Below are 18,884 nucleotides of genomic sequence, written 5' to 3'. Positions count from 1 at the left end.
AAAGAACGATAACATCCATTGAAGTGAATCATCTGCGAATATTTCGTCAGTGGTTCACTTTTTTCTTTCTAAGGATTGGCTTAATCATTCTCAATAACTTGTTTAGAGGGGAAGGGGAACCTATGAATAAAAAAGGACTCGCTATGGGACTGTTTCTTTTCTTGGTCTTAGCAGCAATGGGAGGGATGAAGTGGATGATAGAACAGCAAAAACAGCAAACCGAAGAGCCAGCCATGATCCAGCAAAGCAGCTTGAGGGACGAAACACAGGAAGAAAGCAGGGAAAGTCAGGAACCCACCTCAGTTTCCACGTCAGCTTCTGTTTCAACTTCCACGCAAGAACAGCCAGAAGAGGCAATAGCAGAAAAAATCGCCACGATGAGTTTGGAGGAAAAGGTCGGGCAATTGTTTTTTGTGCGTGTGCCAGAAAGCAATCAAATCGAAGAGCTTCAAAAGTATCACTTTGGTGGCTATCTGTTATTCGGCCGTGATACCGAAAATGAGACGGCGGAGAGCTTGAAACAGAAAATTTCAGATTACCAAGCAGCCAGCGCCATTCCGCTGTTGATCGGTATGGATGAAGAAGGGGGCACAGTGACTCGCATCAGCCGCAATCCGAACCTTACGGATCAGCGTTTTCTCTCACCACAACAGCTGTATGCCCAAGGTGGATGGTCAGCGATCGAAGAAGATACAGCAAAGAAAGCGGAAATTTTAAAAGCTTACGGCATCAATGCTGGGCTGTTTCCCGTTGCCGATGTTTCCACTGATCCGCAGTCCTTTATCTACGACCGAACCATTGGCATGGATGCGCAGGGCACGAGTGCGTTTGTAGAACGTGTGGTTCATGTTTTACAGAAACACCACGTTGGGTCTACCTTGAAGCACTTTCCTGGCTATGGCAACAATCGTGACTCGCATGTCGAAATCGTCACCGATGACCGCCCGCTATCTGCACTGCGGGAAACGGATTTTCTGCCTTTTGCCGCAGGGATCAAAGCTGGTGCCGACAGTATTTTGGTCGCCCATACGATCGTCAATAGTATCGATAAGACCGTACCCGCCTCTATTTCAAAACCCGTGCATGAGCTGCTGCGAAATGAATTGCATTTTAAAGGGGTCATCATGACGGATGACTTGGATATGGCAGGACTTTCTGAGTTCATTCCGCAAAAAGAAGCCGCATTACAGGCGTTGCAGGCGGGAAATGATCTAGTGATCTCCTCTACCTATCAAGAACAGATTCCTTTTGTAGTACAAGCGGTTGAAGATGGCCGCTATTTAGAAGCTGATTTGAATGCTTCCGTCAAACGGGTCTTGCTCTGGAAAGAAGCATTGCATTTACTTTAAGAAAAAAATAAACCTGCTGTTTCCTCCGTGTAAGAGAGTCGTTCTCTTACTGAGAGGAAGCAGCAGGTTTTTTTAGATACTCTGAGCCAGTGCCTCTAATTCTTTGGCAAAGGCTTCTTGCCCAATAAAACGCAGATAATCCAGTGCTTTTTCAATCGTGGCCATTCCCAGCATACGATCTCCTTGAAACAAGGCGTAGATGCCTTCGAAATAACGAATCATCAAGCGGATACGATCATTGTCCGGCGGCAGGTGATCGGCTAGATACGTCAGCACATGCGCCAACTCGGCAGGTTTTTTGCGATCGATAAACAAGAAAGCCGCATTCGTCAGCAATTTTGTGTAGATTTGATAATTAATACTTAACGCATTGCTGTAAAAAATTTTTTTATTCAGGTGTTTCATTTGATACAAGATGTACTCGTCAGAAAAGAGGAAGAGCAGATTGGTAAATAAGGAGATTTCAAATTTTCCCCACGTGTCGATGCGTTCCAAGTATTTCTTGATGGTCGCTTCGATGATGCACCGTTCTTCCTCGTCGGTAACCACGCCTTTTTTCTCTAAAATCAAAAAGAATTGACTATACAGGACATAATAGAAGAAATCCTTCGTGGTTTTATACAGCGCTTGGGCTTTGTTAATCAAAGAGAGGACTTCAGAATACTTGCTTTCATAGTAAGCGGTGGTCAACTGTTTGGATAGCTGCTTTTTCTCGCTGACTTGATTGTCATCCAAGCGATACTCAAATTCCTCCAAAGTGACATTTAAGCGGTCCAAATACTGGTGCAAAATATCAAAGGCGATGCGGTGCCCTTTTTGTTCAAAGGTTGCCAGTGTACTGCGTTCTGAAATGTTCTCAACCAATTTTCGCTGTGAGATATTTCGTTCCGTTCGTAACTCTTTTAACAAGTCATTGGCCTTCAAAAAATCCCTCCTAAAAAAAGTGGACGGAAAAATAGTCCAAATATGTTACAGCTTTATTTTGCGGGTAAACTTGAAGAAAGTCAATTAAAGGAGGAGAAATGGATGTTTGATTTTTTTAGTTTTCCCTGGGAAGTTGTAGAACTAATGGCTAACGTTTTTTCTTTCTTCAAATAATCGATCCTTTGTGATTGGTTAGCAATTGATTTTTTAACAGGAAAAAAGTATAAGTGGTTTCACGTAATAAGTTACTGTTCATTCGTGCATTCAAACGCCCTCTCCCCAAACAGCTTACCCTGTCAAGGTGCGTAGGTTTGCCGAATCCCTTTTAAAAAAGGAGCAAACACAACAGCGAGTGATTGCTCTTTTTTTGTTGGTCAAAAAACCTGCATACGGCATCGCAACAGTCAGTTTTGTTTTTTCTTGAACATTGGTTCATTCGGATCAGAATAGTAATCAGGATTGAATTCATCATCGATCGATACCCCGAAAAGAGAGACGAGACTGGGAAGAACCCCAATCACGCCGAGGGCGACTGCAACTGGAAGGTAGAACTTTTTGCGCTTGTACCACGGAAGCTGCGATTTCTTTTCCATAGGAACTCCTCCTTTTTAAATAGTGTAGCATGTTCTGAGTTGAGTGTGTTAATAATTACCTTCAATATTTAAAAATATACTAAAACGGTATGTCTGATGGGATAAAAAGCTTCGCTAGGTAAATCTAGGGAGCGTTCGTTTTTGTCATTGTTGCCAGAATCAAGTTTTATAAAAAAGGAACCGAGTAAGAAAGCCATCCTTCTTACTCGGTTCCATTTTATTGTAAGTAATCCTTGGTTTGGTCCATCAAGGTTTGAAAGTCTGATTCGTTTTTTCTTATCGCCTCTGTTAGGGTAAACAAATAACCGTTGGGGTCTTTGATGGTCATTTCAAGGGCATTCCAAGGCTTTTCCATCAAAGGTTCCACGATCCACTTTTCGGGAATTTTCTGAGCGATATTCTGAAGATCAATCATCGCTACATTCAAAATTGCCCCATCGCCAACAGTGAACGAGTCTGCGGCAATCAGCATCAAATCTTGGTAGTCAGCAAGACGCAGATGGTCCATCGTCACTTGATTTTCTTGATTGCGAAACTGATACAATGACTGGAAACCCAAGATTTTTGCAAACCATTTTGATGATTGTTCAATATCTTTTGTCTTCAATTGATAAAACATTGGCATAACATATACTTTCATTTTGACACCTCCTCTTAATTAGAGGATACCGCTTGACGCAGCGTCAAAGTCAATAGACATTTTCGTATTGAAGCAAAGCTTGAGAATGGCGTTTCTTTGGCACTTAAGTCAAGGAAAAATGGGCAATAATTGTTTGACTCACTTCATCAGGTGATAAGTGGGTATTGTTGATTTTCAGCGAAGGAATCGTTGGAAAAAGGGTAGCTAATTCCTGTGGCAGACTTTCTAAGCGATAGTTTTCAAACGAAGACAAAAGCTCGTTTCTAGAAAAATCCAGCGCTCTTTTTGACGGCTTTGCGGCTAAACGGTCCTCATGGCAATTGCGCTTTAAGCGTTCCTCAATATCAGCCACTAGTTCGATAAAATAGACCTTTTGCTGGGCATCGGTAAATAGTTGGGCGATCTCTTGTAAAAAAGCTAAATCTCCCGCTTGATCGAAATCAATCAAGACCGTAAAAATGATTGATTTTGTCGTATTATTGGCTTCATTTTGAACAAAGGCTTTGAAGAGTTCGATCCGTGTTTGATTAGACAAAGCGAATGCTGCGGGACTATAGCCGAGAAAGTTCGCAAAAAGATCAATGGTCTGGTGATTGAATAAAAGCTTTGCATCCAATCGTTTTTCCAGTTCTTTGCCCACAGTCATTTTCCCTGCGGCTTGTGCGCCAATCAAGACGATCAATGACATCACAACACATCCTTTTTATCAATCGTAACAAAGGTGGTTTGCAATGTAAATCAGTTCTTGTGATCATTTAAATCATGACGTAGGCTAGGGGAAAACTGAGGAGCTTAAGTGTTCGTGGACCAAAACCCAGTTTCCTTCGATCTTTTCAAAAACATTCGTGGCTCTACCCGAGCCTTCAATAAATTCTTCTTTCAGAAAACCTTCATAGTGATACGTATAAAGACAGACTGCGGATTGAGCAGATTTGTGGAGCCATTGTACATCTGAAATATGATAATGTTCGTCTTTGATTAAGTCCCAAGCATTCTCAAAGTATTGGCAAATTTCCATAGGTGTTCGACAGGTTGCATCAGAAAAGTAATAGATCGCCTGTTTTCCAAGGAATGGCTGGACTTGACGAAAATCGTGGGTATTGGTTGCTTGAATATAGCCTTCAAGAGCTTGTTCCGGTGTGTGGATACGCGCACTTCCTTTCGCAAATGGATAAGGATAGTGTATCAAGGAAACCGAAAACTGTGAACCCTTCTTCTCACTGACTATGTAAATAAGAAACGTCGGAACTTCTCCGACAAAGGGAAGAAAACCATGCAGCACAAAAGCACAGTCTGGAACAACAAAATGACTAGTAGATTGATCGTTTCAAATCGTGAATAAAGATAGAAGTGGATCAGCCATTCGAAGACATTGACAAAGACTAAATAAAGGTAGTGCGCTTTTTTGACTTTGCAGTTTTTTAACCAATAATAGCTTAAGTAATAATCTAGCAAGATCATCAATAATAGAAAAAGTTTGCTGAAAGCCGTCAGATTGTCATGCTGCGAGGCGAGTTTTTGAAAAAACAGCAAAAGGGTTGGTGTCGGAATATAAATGATCAATAAGGATAGGAAAAAATAGACAATAAAGGGCATAGTCATTCCTCCAACCTGTTATTAAAAAAACATAGATAAACTAACAGATTTATTGAGAGCCGTCAACTGGTTTTTTATCGGAAAATTCGATAATGATAGGTAGCATTGCTTGGAGGAAAAGGTTCAAAGGATAGTCGTTGGTAGCAAAGGATGATCGCGAGATATCCAAAAGAAAGACTCCCTTTTACGAGAAAAGGGAGCGGAGGAGCTGCTTCATAGGGTATATTTATGCCCATGTCTCATTGAGTTTATCCGCATAAAACAAAAGTGCCTGTCGGTAAGACTGGATGTCTGGATCGCTAGAGGTTTCGGCAAGCAGGGTCAATAATCGTTTAGTGGCTTGCTCATACTCGGCGAGATTAAACAGTGTCATGGCATAGAAGGTTTGCAAAGCATGATTTTTTGGATACTGCTTCATCGCTTCTAAAAACACTTCTTCGGCTTTTTGATAATTGCCGAGGGCACGATAGGTGCTGCCTAGACCTAGGTAGGCATCTGGCAAGTCTTTTTCTGATAAACCTAACGCGATTGCTTGTTCATAGTAAGGAATTGCCTGTTGCTCTTCCCCTAAAAGATCATAGCTCCAAGCCGTTTGGTACTGCACAAAGGCATCTTGGGGATTTTCGGCAGCTAATTGAATCAATTGTTCATTTGATTGTTGCAGTTTTTTTTCAGTCCGCAGTTGGATCGCAGCAGCTAGTCGTTCATTCATTGGTTGGAAGCTCCTTTTCAAATAGTAGAAAATGACTTAGATAACTTGCAAGCATAGCTAAGGGGAAAGATCTGCCCAGCTTTCACCTGCAAAAGAAAAACCGCATGCTTCATACAGCTTGTAGGCTGGCTGGTTTTCAACCGTCACTACCAGATAAAGGTGAGTGAGGCCCATGGCTTTTGCTCGTTGGTTCACTTCCTTCATCATCAGCTTGGATAAGCCGTTGCCTTTAAAGGCTGCGCCCATAACAACAAATAATAGCAGGGGAAGCTCTTGAAACGTGCTGGTTACTACGGCACCGATAGGATGATCATCCTTTTGTAACTGAAAAGAAAGCTCTGGAATCAAGGGGCCGTATTTTCCGTCAGCGGTCTCTCTCAGCTCTCTTTGCCAGTCAGCAAGCGATTCCCCTTCGTCATCTGTCGTTTCATGATAGGCGGAATAAAAAAGTTCTGCGACACTTCGAGAATTCGGGAGAAACGGCTCAAAAGAAAGGGCGGATTCTTGTAAAGCTTTGGGGGCATGTTGTAAGTCACAAGCCATAATGATTCGTTTCATAGAAGCACTCCTCTCAGCTCGTTTCATTTATTATAGCAGAGCCAAGCTTTTTCACGCTCGTTTTTTTCTAATGAAAGCCCAGATCCAACGACTTCCTTCGTAGATTGCAGTGAAGACAGCTACCAGAAACAAAAACGACATGTAGTGGATCAAAAAAGCGAGCTGAAACCATAAGCCATAGACCATCGGCAGGACGACAAGCAAACAAAGAACCAATTCGATGTTTCGCTTTCTTCTAATTTGAAACCAACGTTCATCTGACATCCTTTTTTCCTCCTGTTCATTCTTTACACACACACTTCGTTAAATCTCCATCTTTATATAAAATAATCGATATAGTTGTGATATTTTGATTAAAAAACTAGAAAATTGATTTATTTTTTGGTAATCTTGAAGATAAGATTAGAAATAGCTGTTGTTTTTTATTTTGACTGATTTTCCCACGAAAGACAAGGTGAGCACAATGGAAAGAAAACCGATGTATTTAAAAAATGGGCTTCCTTTAACAATGGAACCAGGTAAAATTTACACATGCCTTTATCGAGGCGGTTATTTCATTTGTGAAGAAAAGGGCCAACCGCTGCCACCGATAAAAAGAGAAGCGAAATAAGCGAACTTCTCACTTAAGATTTGTCAGGGATCGAAAGGGTTGTTGGAACTGTTATCTCCTTTTGGGTACCAATCAAATGATGTCTAGCATTTTCAAAAAATCTCAACGTTCTTCATTCATACCATTCGAAGTCTTAAATTGATTTTGACCGATTTCAATTTAGTAAGAACAATCCGATCCCTGGCAAATGTTAGGTGGAAAGTTGGGCAGGTAGTAAGTGAATCAGTAATAGGTGAAAAACGGTTTTTTCTCACAAAAGATGATTTCACTTGAATAGAACGCCGTTTTTTGCTATAATAGTCCAGGAATTGAAAAATAAAATAGACAAAGGTTGAGCATTTTTTATGCTTCAAGGATCAGGTTTGCCAAGGGGTGAGGCAAACATTCTTGGAGGAATGCTGGCCTTTTTTCATATCAGCATACTTCTTCGTGAGGTATGCTTTTTTTGTTTATTTTTCAGTTGAGAATACAAATCATTATAGGAGGGGAATCGATGAGAGAAGCTTTGACTCGTTTACGAGAAGCAGAAGAAGCCAATGAACAGCAATTGCGCGCTCTGAAAAAAGAATTGCAGTCGGAAGAAGCGCAGCAGCAACAAGCATTGCAAGAGCGATCAGCCGCTTTGGAAGAGGCGCTTGCTCAAGAACAAGCAACAATCGAAGAGCAGTTGCAACAGTCACTAGCAGCACAAAAGCAGCAGCTGGCAAAAGAGAACCAGCAAGTGTTAGATCGTTACCAAAAAAATATGCAAAGCTTCCAAGAGCAAGCGGTTCAACAGATCGTTGAAGGAGTGATCGGGACTTATGGCAGTAACCAAACTAAATAAACTAACGTTGATCACCCCGAAGCACTACCAAGAAAGGTTATTGGCGAAGCTGCAGACGATGCAGTTTGTTGAAATCGAGAACGTATTTGAGCAGGAAGCCAACGAAACTTGGCTGCGGGAATTTTTTGCAGGAGCCACCCCAGAAGGTGCTTCTCATCAACCAATGATTCGTCGACTGCAAGAAGCGATCCGCTTTATTCGTCAAAATGGTGATGCGAAAAAAGGCACGGAATGGCAACGAGATGCCTTGCGGCTGTCGGACTTTGAAACAAGCTTCGATGAAGCCGCAGCATTAACGGAGCTGGTTGAAGTCGAGAATTTGCAGGAGCGCTGGGTAGAGACGATCGAAGCGATCGAAGCAGCGACGCAGTCGGAAGAATGGGCGACACAATGGCAAAATCTTGACGTACCCTTGGAGATCGAAGCGCCTGCACATACAACTTTTTTTGCTGGGAGTGTCGAAGGCCCACGCTGGGAAGATCTAGCTGAAGCCTTGCGTCAATTGGAAGAGGTTCATATCGAAGTGATCTATTCTGAACCCAAAAAAGTCAATTTCAGCTGCCTGTTTTTAACAGCGATCGAAGAGCAAGTGTTCCAATTGTTTCACCGATATGGGGTGAAGAAAGAAACTGGCTTGACATCCGAATCACCAAAAGTGGTTTTGCAAAATGCGAAACAAGCCTTGACCTCCTTGACGCAGCAGCGCAAAGAACTGATTACAGAAATCAGTCAGCACAAACAACGGCTGATCCTGCTGCAGCAAGCGGAAGAACTGTTTTTGACTCGTGAGAATCGGGCAATGATGCAACAGCGCTTAGCAGCTGGTCAGACCTTTGCCCTCTTGCGCGGCTGGATCGAAGAAAAGGATCAGCCGTTAGTGGCGGAAATGGTCCAAGAATCCTTTGCCAACGAGATTTACTATTCATTTGAAGAACCCACTGCAGAGGAGATCGCTGCCAATCAAGTGCCAACGAAGCTAAAAAACGCCTCGTTTATTCAACCCTTTGAAATGTTGACGGAAATGTACAGCTTGCCAAAATACGATGAGATCGATCCAACCCCATGGATGACGCCTTTTTACTATGTTTTCTTTGGTATGATGGTGGCTGACTTAGGTTATGGTGCATTAATGGCTGTCGCGACCACGATTGGGCTACACGCCTTGCGTTTGCCCAAAGGGACCAAACGGTTTCTGAAATTGTTCCAGATTTTGTCTGTGCCAACTATGATTTGGGGCGCAATCTACGGCTCCTTCTTTGGTGCTACATTGCCCTTCCAACTTTTATCGCCCTCCGAAGATTTTATGGCGATCTTTGGTCTATCCATGATTTTTGGTGGCATCCAACTGTTTACAGGCCTTTATTTAGCAGCCAAAGAAAATATCCGCAAAAAGGATCTTTTAGGTGCAGTCAACGAAGGCTTTGCGTGGCTAGGACTTTTGAGTGGTCTTTTAGTGGCAGCCGCAGGCAATCTTTTGATCGATGTCCCAGCACTAACAACCGTCGGCTTGATTTTAGCAGGCTTTAGTGCCTTATTGATCATCGTGGTACCAATTCTTAAAGGGAAAACCAAAGTGGGCGGCTTCTTTTTAGGCTTGTATGACTTATACGGTGTGACCAGTTACATCGGCGACTTTGTCAGCTATAGCCGCTTGATGGCATTAGGGATCTCTGGTGGGAGTATCGCAGCAGCCTTCAACTTATTGGTGGGCTATTTGCCGCCAGCCGCTCGTTTTTCTGTAGGCATTCTCTTATTGGTTGTCCTACAAGCTTTAAACATCTTTTTATCGTTACTGAGTGCGTATGTGCATGCCGCTCGTTTACAATATGTAGAGTTTTTCGGAAAATTTTTCACTGGTGGGGGGCGCCAATTTGAAACCTTTAAGCCAAGTGAGAAATACGTTGATTTTGATAAAGAAAATGGAGGAGACAATAAATGATTGATTACTTAATTAATAATAATGGTGGTATGGTGTTTGCAATTATCGGAATGGGGATCGCTACGATCTTTTCTGGGATCGGTTCAGCCAAAGGGGTGGGCCAAACTGGTGAAGCAGCGGCAGCCTTAACGACGAATCAGCCGGAGAAGTTTGGACAAGCCTTGATTTTACAATTGCTTCCCGGAACGCAAGGACTTTACGGATTCGTTATTGCGTTTATGATCTATGGTAGCTTAAGTGGTGAAATGTCGACAGTGACTGGTATGGCGTACTTGATGGCCTCACTGCCAGTTGCCTTTACTGGCTTATTCTCAGGAATGGCCCAAGGGAAGGTCGCTGCAGCTGGGATTCAAATTTTAGCGAAGAAACCAGAGCATTTCTTTAAAGGGGTCATGTTCTCAGTAATGGTTGAGATGTATGCCATCTTGGGCTTTGTTATTTCTTTCTTACTTTTAGGAACGATTTAAAGGGGGCGAAGGTATGGATGCAATCGACAAAATGATTGCTGAACTAGACCAAGAAGCGCAGACAAAACGGGAACGTTTGGCTGCCGCTGAACGTGCTAGGATCAGTGAAACGATGGCACGTGACTGGGCGAAAAAAGAGTCGGACTTGCAGCTTCGTGCCCAGCAAGCAAAAAAGCAAGCCGAAAAAAATTATCAGCAAGCGCTGAATCGCCAAGCAAGTGCCGCTAAGCAGCAGCAAATGGTGAAACAAAACGAATACCTGACACAACTTTTTGAGCAAGCGTATCAACAAATGGTTGCCTGGACGCCAGAAGAGCTGCAGTCATTTGCTGAAAATGTGCTGCAACAGCTGCCGATCAGCGGGACGGTGACCTTCCACGCTGGTCCTGAGCAAGCAGCCCATCTAGATGCCGCTTGGCTTACGGCTTGTCAATCAAAACTACCGTATCAAATCAAAGCAGGCGCACCATTGTCAGAAGCAGGCTTTTTGGTGGATGACAACGGCATTCAATACAATTTTACCTATCAGGTTTTGCTTGATGAATACAAGAAAGAAACCCGGGAACGGTGGTTGCAGATCATACAACAAGGAGGTTGATCCATGAGGAACTATCATCAATTGAATCCAATCATTCGGCTGAAAGAGATGACGTTGCTAAAGCCGCAAGAAGTCGAGCAAATGATTGCGGCAGAAGGGTTTGCTGAAGTCGAAGCTGTCTTGCAGCAGACCCATTATCAACGCTATTTGAAGCCAGATTTTCATGAACGATTCGAAACCTATCTCGATGAAGAATTGTTAAAGACGATCAAAGAATTGGCCGAGCTGGTTCCTGATCAAGAGATCCTCCGACTGTATATGATGCCTTTTACTTTCCATAATCTAAAAGTCTTGACCAAAGAGTCAGTCACTGGAAAAGATTATGATCATCTACTGATCGAAGATGGTTTTTACACGATCGATGAGTGTCGGACCGCCATCAAAACGGGAACCTCAGAGGTATTGCCTGAGAAAATCGTGACTACGATCCAAGAAGTGCGGGAGTACTTAGAAGGCGGCGCCGTGCTGCAAGGCATCGATATCATTTACGATCGCCGGTATTTACATGAACAACGGCGACTGGCAGATGAAATCAAGATCCCTGAGCTACAAGAAGCTGTCATCAAGATGATCGATCTGACCAATATAACGATTGCCGCTCGTTGTGTACTTCAAAAACGATCGCGCAGTTTTATGGAGGCAGTCTTAGTGAGTGTCGGTAGTATCCCGAAAGAAGAATTTTTAGCGTTTGCGGATGCGTCCTATAGTGACTTTTTAGCCTTCTTATTAGAAAGTGATTATCAGGAAGTATTGCGGCCTTTGATTCATGAACAGGTGATCGACTTTGCTGGCTTGGCACTTTTACAAGACAATTTGATCACAGAAAGCTATGGCCAAGCCCAAACGGATGCTTTAGGACCACTGCCTTTACTCGCATTTTTGAATGCTAAGGTTTTGGAACTGCAAAATCTGCGTATCTTGCTAGTAGGCAAACGCAGTGGCTTTACGGAAGAACAACTCAGAGAAAGGATGCGGCACTATGACTCATAAAATCGGCGTAATCGGCGAGAAAGAATCCGTCATTCCTTTTCAATTATTTGGCTTTCAGGTCTGCTATGCCTCGGAAGAAAAAGAAGTGAAGCAGGCGCTGGCAAAATTAATGAAGAACAGTACGATCATCTACCTGACTGAAAAATGTGCCGAGCTGATTCCCGATGAATTAGCAAAAGTCCAACAAAAAATGACACCTGCAGTCATCTTGATTCCTGATTATGATGGTTCCCGAGGAATCGGCAAGCGAATGATTCAAGAAAATGTCGAAAAAGCAGTTGGACAAAACATACTATAGAGAGGAGCCGATGTTGTGGAAAAAGGAACAATTATTAAAGTATCTGGTCCATTGGTGCTAGCCAAAAATATGGGCCATGCAAGTTTAGAAGATATCTGTTATGTAGGAGATTTAGGCGTGGTCGGTGAGATCATCGAAATGCGCGGCGACGTCGCTTCGATCCAAGTCTATGAAGAAACGTCTGGGATCGGACCTGGTGAACCAGTCGAAACCACCGGTGAACCGCTATCCGTCGAATTGGCGCCTGGGATCATGTCACAAATGTTTGATGGCATCCAACGTCCCTTAGAAACCTTCATGTCAGTCACCCAAAGCAACTTCTTGACGCGTGGGGTGCAATTGCCTGCGTTGGATCATGAGAAAAAGTGGCCCTTTGTACCGACAGTCGAAGTCGGCGAAGTAGTCAGTACCGGGATGGTCATCGGCACCGTGCAAGAAACACCGTTGATCAATCACAAGATCATGGTTCCTCATGGCGTTTCAGGAACAGTCAAGGCTGTTTATGCGGGGGAATTTACCATCGATGAAACGATTTATGTTTTAGATACACCCAAAGGAGAACGGTCTTTCACGATGCTGCAAAAATGGCCCGTTCGTCATAGCCGTCCAGTAAAGCAAAAACTGAATCCAGTCGAACCAATGATTACTGGTCAGCGAGTGATCGACACCTTCTTTCCAATCGCTAAAGGCGGGGCGTCAGCCGTTCCAGGACCTTTTGGTGCAGGGAAAACTGTCGTTCAGCACCAAATCGCCAAATGGGCGGATGTCGATCTGGTCGTCTATGTCGGCTGCGGCGAACGCGGCAATGAAATGACCGATGTAATGAACGAGTTTCCAGAGTTGATCGACCCTCGTAGTGGTGAATCTTTAATGGCGAGAACCGTGTTGATTGCTAACACCTCCAATATGCCGGTAGCCGCTCGGGAAGCGTCGATTTATACTGGGATCACGATTGCGGAATACTTCCGAGACATGGGGTATTCAGTGGCGATCATGGCGGATTCCACCTCACGTTGGGCAGAAGCACTGCGAGAAATGTCTGGTCGTCTGGAAGAAATGCCTGGGGATGAAGGGTATCCAGCTTACTTAGGCAGCCGCTTGGCGGAGTATTATGAGCGTTCTGGAAAAGCGATTTGCTTAGGTTCTGATCAAGAAGGCAGTATCACTGCCATCAGCGCCGTTTCACCATCAGGCGGCGATATTTCAGAACCAGTTACCCAAAATACGTTGCGGGTCGTTAAAGTCTTTTGGGGCTTAGATGCCACCTTAGCGCAAAAGCGTCATTTTCCATCGATCGATTGGTTGAAGAGCTATTCTTTATACGAAAATGAATTGGGTGCCTTTTTGGACCAACAAATGCAAGTGGATTGGTCCAAACAAGTAACAGAAGCCATGCGGATGCTGCAAAAAGAATCTGAGTTGTCAGAGATCGTTCGACTTGTCGGCATCGACGCTTTGTCCGAAAAAGATCAGTTATTGCTGGAAACCACCAAATCATTGCGAGAAGATTTCTTGCAGCAAAACGCTTTTGACGACGTCGATACGTTTACCTCTCGTGAAAAGCAGTTCAAAATGCTGGAAACAATCTTGCTGCTCCACAAAGAAGCGGAAGATGCGTTGACACTAGGTGCGTATCTTTCAGAAATCTATGCAGGAACCGAAGAATTGCGAGACAAAGTGGCACGTATGAAGTACTTGCCTGAAACGGAATTAGCAAAAATTCCTGCTTTGCATCAAGAGATCAAAGCAACGATGAAAGAAATTTTACAGAAAGGAGACCGCACCGATGATCAAGGAATATAAAACGATTGGAGAAGTCGTCGGACCATTGATGGCCGTCGATCGCGTCTCCGGTGTCAAATACGAAGAGTTGATCGAAGTCCGCATGCAAAACGGCGAAACGCGGCAAGGACAAGTACTGGAGATCCAAGAAGACAAAGCGTTGGTCCAAATTTTTGAAGGAACCGGCGGGATCAATTTGCGGGAATCTGCGGTGCGTTTCTTAGGACATCCTTTGGAATTAGGCGTTTCCGAGCAAATGATCGGGCGAGTCTTTGACGGTTTAGGTCGGATCAAAGATGGCGGAGTAGAGATCGTCCCAGAAAAATTTATGGACATCAACGGCGAAGTGATCAATCCAGCAGCGCGGGATTATCCTGATGAGTTTATTCAAACGGGGATCTCATCGATCGACCACTTGAATACGCTCGTTCGGGGACAAAAGCTGCCGATTTTTTCTGGTTCTGGTCTGCCTCATAAAGAATTGGCTTCGCAAATTGCGCGTCAAGCACAAGTGTTGAACTCGGAAGACGATTTCGCTGTTGTGTTTGCTGGCATCGGGATCACCTTTGAAGAAGCAGAATATTTCATGGAAGATTTTCGTCAAACTGGCGCCATCGACCATTCTGTCGTCTTTATGAATCTAGCCAATGACCCAGCGATCGAGCGGATCGCTACTCCCCGAATGGCACTGACGGCAGCCGAATACTTGGCTTATGAAAAGGGCATGCATGTCTTGGTGATCATGACGGATATGACCAACTACTGTGAAGCTTTGCGGGAGATCTCCTCTGCTCGTCGTGAAGTGCCAGGACGTCGGGGTTATCCTGGGTATCTTTATACCAATCTATCCACGTTATATGAACGTGCGGGACGGATTCGCGGCTTGAAAGGTTCAGTGACCCAGCTGCCGATTTTGACCATGCCAGAAGATGACAAAACCCATCCGATTCCCGATTTGACCGGCTATATCACCGAAGGACAAATCATCTTGTCTCGTGATTTGTATAAAAACGGCATCCAGCCACCCATCGATGTCTTGCCGTCATTGTCACGGTTAAAAGATAAAGGGACCGGTGAAGGAAAAACCCGTAAAGACCATGCCGCAACGATGAACCAGTTGTTTTCTGCCTATGCTCAAGGAAAGCAAGCCAAGGAATTGGCAGTCGTTTTAGGAGAATCGGCATTGTCGGAAGTAGATAAAACCTATGCCAAATTTGCGGAACGCTTCGAAAATGAATACTTGAACCAAGGGTATCGCACCAACCGCTCGATTATCGAAACCTTGGAATTAGGGTGGGAATTATTGGCGATGCTGCCAAAAGTCGAGCTGAAGCGGATCAGCGATGCCCTACTGGCGGAATACTTACCGGGAGAGGAGAACAATGGCGCAAAAAACCGTTAATCCAACCCGCATGGAGCTGTCGCGCCTCAGCAAACAATTGGCGACAGCCAAACGCGGACACAAATTATTAAAAGACAAACAAGACGAACTCATGCGTCAATTTATTGAGTTGATCAAAAAGAATGACCGCTTGCGTAAAGAAGTCGAAGAACAATTGCAGCGTGCCATGAAGGCATTTCGCTTAGCCAATGCCACAATCAATGAAAAATACATTGAAGAAATGTTTATTTTACCAGCAACTGAAGTCTCCCTTGAGTTATCCACGAAAAATATCATGAGTGTGGAAGTGCCAGTGATGCATTTTGATTACGACGATACGGTGATGCAAGCGCCGATCGAGTACGGCTTTTTGAATTCCAATGTTCCGTTAGATAATGCGGTCGCCCGTTTTACCGACGTTATGCCGAAGCTGTTGGAGCTAACGGAAATCGAAAAGACCTGTCAATTGATGGCAGGGGAAATCGAACGGACGCGCCGACGCGTCAATGCCCTAGAATATTTGACGATTCCCGAGCTGGAAGAAGCCATTTATGGAATCAAAATGCGGCTGGAAGAAAATGAACGAGCAAACGTAACAAGAATGATCAAAGTGAAGAATAAATCAAAATAAAATGGTATGATAAGAGAAAAAACAAATGCAATAAACTTGGATTACTAAGACATTGGTTTTTGCAAAAGGTCAAAGGAAATGAAAATGAAAAAAAGAAATCGTTTGAAAAAAAAGCTGGCATCGCAACGCTTTTTGATTCCGCAGATCGTCACACTGGTCTTCGTTTTGCTGATATTGGCAGGAACTGGCTTGCTAATGCTGCCGGCTGTCACCCAAAGTGGTGAAGGCACCAACTTTTTAGATGCGCTGTTTACTGCCACATCGGCTGTTTGCGTGACGGGTCTTTCGACCTTGACCGTAGCCGATCATTACAACCTGTGGGGCCAAGGGATCTTGCTGATGCTGATTGAGATCGGTGGGATCGGCTTCATGTCGATTCCCGTCTTCTTTTACATCTTGGCGAGAAAAAGAGTCCATCTTAGTACTCGGATGATTTTGCGGGAATCATTGAATCTGGACCGAATGTCTGGAGAGATCCATTTGGCATGGTACCTGATTCGGATCGCCTTTTTGATCCAAGTCAGTGGGATCATCTTGCTGGCTTTTGCATTCGTGCCCCGTTTTGGTTGGGAGCAAGGCCTTTGGTACAGTGTTTTTCATGCGATCTCGGCCTTTTGTAATGCTGGGTTTGATTTGTTCGGCAACAGCATGGTAGGGTTTCAAAACGACCCATTTGTTCTGGGGGTCGTCAGTTTCTTGATCATCGCAGGTGGTCTGGGATTTCTCGTTTGGTTCGATCTCCTGCATACGGCGTCCAAAAAACGGTCCTTGCATAGTCGCTTGGCATGGATCGCTATGATCGTTTTGGTGGTTTTTGGAACGGCAGGGTTCTTTTTGACCGAAGCCAATTCACAGTTGATCACGGGTGATTCGGTCATCGAACGTTTTTTCCAATACCTCTTCTTAGCAGTCACCCCAAGAACCGCGGGATTTTTCAGTATTGATTACGGACAAATGAGTCAAGCAGGCTTGATGCTGACGATGATTTTAATGTATATCGGTGGGACCTCTGGATCAACTGCTGGGGGATTGAAGACAACGACATTTGCGGTCTTGATCATCAAGATCCGCAGCTTATTGAAAGGGCGCAGTCGAGCGGAAGTTTTTGGTCGCACGATCAAAGAATCTGCTGTATCGCGTGCCTTTACGTTGTTCTTCCTTACCTTGACGTTATGCTTCGTAGCGATTTTCTTATTGTCGATCACTGAGAGTATGCCGCAAACCCCAAACTTTGGGTTGCCAACCATTGCCTTTGAAGTTTTTTCCGCTTTTGGAACGGTGGGGTTGACCATGGGGTTGACGCCTTACTTGTCGGTTTTTGGCAAACTTTTGATCATTTTTTTGATGTTCATTGGTCGAGTCGGCATCATGACCGTTGCTTTTTCATTGATGAAAAAAGCCAACAAACAAGAAGCTGGCTACAAATATCCTGATGAAACCGTGATGATCGGGTAACGAAACAGGGAAACGAAGCACGCTTCGTTTCCCTGTTTTTTCGTTTATTGAAGTACTTCTAACATCACATCTCGTTGGTCATCGCTGACATTTCCCGCATAGTTCGGTGTGATCAAAGATAGACCACCCTCCTTATTTGTAAATAGGTACAGGTTGTGGCTAAAATCAGGATTTCCATTGGAAGTGATCCCTTTTGCAAAGGTCAATTGAGTGTTCACTTTTACGGTGCGAATCCCATTGTCATTTGCTGAAAAGATGCGAATCTCTTTTGTTGCGATCGTATCGACTTGTGCTTCATAGCTTGCGCTGTCGTCGATCGAAATGATCAATGGGCTCGTATTTTGAATCGTGACAGCATCTGGAACATTGACGCCATGGAAATGAAAAGTCAGTGAAGGACCATATTGGGAAAGATCAACGGCATATGGAAACTCATTGGTGGATACTGAGCTTGCTGTCGTTTGCGATGCGTCAGAGTGGTCCGTCGATTGCTGGCTTGTGGTCGAAGTTTTTGAAGTAGTTGTTGACGCTAAGGAGCTGCTTTCAGTCGTTTGCGTCGACGTACTTTGTTTGCTTTCAGTAGACACACGACTCTGGCTTAGCTCGCTGGTTGACTGTGCAGTATCTTTTTCGCTGTTACAACCTGTCAAAAGCCCCAAACTGACGAGTGTTAGTGCCCCAATCAAAGAAAATGTTTTTTTCATCGTTTGCTTCATCCTTTCCTTAGAATACTAGAACATCTAAAACAAGCAAATTATTGTGTCGGAATGCACAATTTTGCTGATATAGTGCTTAAATATTCTTTGGTGTTAAAGCTATTGTAGTATATAATATTGAGAAAGAACAGGAAGATTTTGCTGAATTTTTCGTCAATTCTATCATAAAACGTTCATGAACGCCCGCAGTAGCTGGCTAATTTTGTATAATAAAGTGTCAGCCATACTGGTGAAGCTTTCTGACTGCTTGCGTAACACAGGGATCTAGATTAAAATACCTTGGTATAGAAGAATGGGTGGTGAAGAGGATGGAAAAAGAACGGATGGGGCAATGGTTAGCCTTTACGAATCAGCATCAAGCGATCGAAGCTCGTTTGGAGCAAGCCCTCAAAGCAGAAAGCAATCTGTCTTTGAATGAGTATTACGTACTTTATTACTTAGAAAAGACCCCCAATCATAGCATGCGCCTCAATGATTTGATCGCCCATTTTGATCTGAGTCAAAGTGCGATGTCACGTATGATCATGCGCATGGAAGACAAGCTGTGCGGTGTGATCGAACGGCATTCTTGTCAAGATGATAAGCGGGGGATCTATATTGATTTGACCCAATCAGGGGAAAAGAAACTGCAGCGTTCAAAAGTCGTTTTTGAAAAAGTCTTGGAGGAAATGCTGGACTAATGATGTTTTTCACTTGTTTTCTCCTTGATTCTTTTGTAATATAGATGCATGTGCATGTATATTTTAATGAAGGGAAAAAAGATGCACCGATTTGCTTTAAGGATCTCCTTGAAAAACTAAGCCAGTCAGATCTACAAAG

At 43.8% G+C, this 18,884-nt stretch carries 22 protein-coding genes and 1 other annotated feature; of the genes, 12 read left to right on the top strand and 10 right to left on the bottom strand.

All coding sequences use genetic code 11. The features are described 5' to 3' along the window. The first annotated feature begins 122 nt into the window (after window positions 1-122). On the top strand, window positions 123-1,349 hold the full coding sequence (locus IAE45_RS09815; RefSeq protein WP_200126317.1) for a glycoside hydrolase family 3 protein: 1,227 nt from the start codon (window positions 123-125) through the stop codon (window positions 1,347-1,349). Between the two features lie 72 nt (window positions 1,350-1,421). On the opposite strand, the gene IAE45_RS09810 is transcribed toward IAE45_RS09815, so the two are convergent. The 9 genes from IAE45_RS09810 to IAE45_RS09770 all read right to left on the bottom strand — a co-directional run bounded on the left by IAE45_RS09810 (window position 1,422) and on the right by IAE45_RS09770 (window position 6,636). Continuing rightward, the gene (locus IAE45_RS09810) at window positions 1,422-2,273 is read right to left on the bottom strand and encodes an Rgg/GadR/MutR family transcriptional regulator (RefSeq protein WP_015509338.1); all 852 of its coding nucleotides are present in this window, start codon (window positions 2,271-2,273) and stop codon (window positions 1,422-1,424) included. 404 nt (window positions 2,274-2,677) lie between these two features. Next, window positions 2,678-2,866 (bottom strand): hypothetical protein, encoded by a 189-nt coding sequence (locus tag IAE45_RS09805; RefSeq protein ID WP_200126315.1) that lies wholly within the window; start codon window positions 2,864-2,866, stop codon window positions 2,678-2,680. Between the two features lie 217 nt (window positions 2,867-3,083). After that, on the bottom strand, window positions 3,084-3,506 hold the full coding sequence (locus tag IAE45_RS09800) for a VOC family protein (protein WP_200126313.1): 423 nt from the start codon (window positions 3,504-3,506) through the stop codon (window positions 3,084-3,086). Between the two features lie 103 nt (window positions 3,507-3,609). Next, window positions 3,610-4,194, bottom strand: a complete 585-nt coding sequence (locus IAE45_RS09795; protein ID WP_087627182.1) for an AAA family ATPase — start codon at window positions 4,192-4,194, stop codon at window positions 3,610-3,612. Window positions 4,195-4,278: 84 nt separating this feature from the next. After that, entirely contained in the window at window positions 4,279-4,695 is a 417-nt protein-coding gene (locus IAE45_RS09790) for a YybH family protein (RefSeq protein ID WP_200126311.1), read from the bottom strand. 35 nt (window positions 4,696-4,730) lie between these two features. Next, complete coding sequence (locus IAE45_RS09785) at window positions 4,731-5,102, bottom strand: hypothetical protein (protein ID WP_074535041.1); 372 nt, start codon at window positions 5,100-5,102, stop codon at window positions 4,731-4,733. Window positions 5,103-5,328: 226 nt separating this feature from the next. Beyond that, complete coding sequence (locus IAE45_RS09780) at window positions 5,329-5,814, bottom strand: tetratricopeptide repeat protein (RefSeq protein WP_200126309.1); 486 nt, start codon at window positions 5,812-5,814, stop codon at window positions 5,329-5,331. 57 nt (window positions 5,815-5,871) lie between these two features. After that, window positions 5,872-6,399, bottom strand: a complete 528-nt coding sequence (locus tag IAE45_RS09775) for a GNAT family N-acetyltransferase (protein ID WP_200126307.1) — start codon at window positions 6,397-6,399, stop codon at window positions 5,872-5,874. Between the two features lie 24 nt (window positions 6,400-6,423). Further along, on the bottom strand, window positions 6,424-6,636 hold the full coding sequence (locus IAE45_RS09770) for a hypothetical protein (RefSeq protein WP_086338467.1): 213 nt from the start codon (window positions 6,634-6,636) through the stop codon (window positions 6,424-6,426). A gap of 675 nt (window positions 6,637-7,311) precedes the next feature. Next, window positions 7,312-7,365, top strand: a sequence feature (sodium ion sensor (DUF1646 type); this cis-regulatory element may regulate processes involved in with the transportation of sodium ions). 110 nt (window positions 7,366-7,475) lie between these two features. Here IAE45_RS09770 and IAE45_RS09765 point away from each other — a divergent pair. The 10 genes from IAE45_RS09765 (at window position 7,476) to IAE45_RS09720 (ending at window position 17,349) form a co-directional block, all read left to right on the top strand. Further along, window positions 7,476-7,808, top strand: a complete 333-nt coding sequence (locus IAE45_RS09765; RefSeq protein ID WP_015509344.1) for a hypothetical protein — start codon at window positions 7,476-7,478, stop codon at window positions 7,806-7,808. Continuing rightward, entirely contained in the window at window positions 7,786-9,747 is a 1,962-nt protein-coding gene (locus IAE45_RS09760) for a V-type ATP synthase subunit I (protein ID WP_200126305.1), read from the top strand. Before IAE45_RS09765 ends, IAE45_RS09760 begins: the two co-directional genes overlap by 23 nt. Continuing rightward, a complete protein-coding gene (locus IAE45_RS09755) occupies window positions 9,744-10,214 on the top strand; it encodes a V-type ATP synthase subunit K (protein WP_005225567.1) in 471 nt (156 codons plus the stop codon). Before IAE45_RS09760 ends, IAE45_RS09755 begins: the two co-directional genes overlap by 4 nt. Window positions 10,215-10,227: 13 nt before the next feature. Further along, a complete protein-coding gene (locus IAE45_RS09750) occupies window positions 10,228-10,812 on the top strand; it encodes a hypothetical protein (RefSeq protein ID WP_200126303.1) in 585 nt (194 codons plus the stop codon). 3 nt (window positions 10,813-10,815) lie between these two features. Then, entirely contained in the window at window positions 10,816-11,802 is a 987-nt protein-coding gene (locus IAE45_RS09745; protein ID WP_074535045.1) for a V-type ATPase subunit, read from the top strand. Next, entirely contained in the window at window positions 11,792-12,100 is a 309-nt protein-coding gene (locus IAE45_RS09740) for a V-type ATP synthase subunit F (protein WP_005225570.1), read from the top strand. The genes IAE45_RS09745 and IAE45_RS09740 overlap by 11 nt, the downstream gene beginning before the upstream one ends. 15 nt (window positions 12,101-12,115) lie before the next feature. Next, window positions 12,116-13,903, top strand: a complete 1,788-nt coding sequence (locus IAE45_RS09735; RefSeq protein ID WP_086292067.1) for a V-type ATP synthase subunit A — start codon at window positions 12,116-12,118, stop codon at window positions 13,901-13,903. Continuing rightward, complete coding sequence (locus IAE45_RS09730) at window positions 13,887-15,284, top strand: V-type ATP synthase subunit B (RefSeq protein ID WP_200126301.1); 1,398 nt, start codon at window positions 13,887-13,889, stop codon at window positions 15,282-15,284. Before IAE45_RS09735 ends, IAE45_RS09730 begins: the two co-directional genes overlap by 17 nt. After that, window positions 15,265-15,894 carry a V-type ATP synthase subunit D gene (locus IAE45_RS09725; protein ID WP_010747829.1) on the top strand — a complete coding sequence of 210 codons (630 nt, stop codon included), beginning with the start codon at window positions 15,265-15,267 and terminating at the stop codon, window positions 15,892-15,894. The genes IAE45_RS09730 and IAE45_RS09725 overlap by 20 nt, the downstream gene beginning before the upstream one ends. A 78-nt stretch (window positions 15,895-15,972) precedes the next feature. Continuing rightward, window positions 15,973-17,349: a TrkH family potassium uptake protein gene (locus IAE45_RS09720; RefSeq protein WP_034868417.1), complete on the top strand. Its 1,377-nt coding sequence runs from the start codon at window positions 15,973-15,975 to the stop codon at window positions 17,347-17,349. A gap of 44 nt (window positions 17,350-17,393) precedes the next feature. On the opposite strand, the gene IAE45_RS09715 is transcribed toward IAE45_RS09720, so the two are convergent. Further along, window positions 17,394-18,053: a hypothetical protein gene (locus tag IAE45_RS09715; RefSeq protein ID WP_200126299.1), complete on the bottom strand. Its 660-nt coding sequence runs from the start codon at window positions 18,051-18,053 to the stop codon at window positions 17,394-17,396. 320 nt (window positions 18,054-18,373) lie between these two features. On the opposite strand from IAE45_RS09715, the gene IAE45_RS09710 reads away from it, so the two are divergent. Continuing rightward, entirely contained in the window at window positions 18,374-18,745 is a 372-nt protein-coding gene (locus IAE45_RS09710) for a MarR family winged helix-turn-helix transcriptional regulator (protein WP_010747832.1), read from the top strand. Window positions 18,746-18,884 lie beyond the last annotated feature (139 nt).

The sequence above is a fragment of the Enterococcus sp. S53 genome (assembly GCF_016516865.1).
GTDB lineage: Bacteria > Bacillota > Bacilli > Lactobacillales > Enterococcaceae > Enterococcus_D > Enterococcus_D innesii.
The sequence above is the reverse complement of the archived record's forward strand: the minus strand, read 5'-3'. Positions and strand labels throughout refer to the sequence as shown.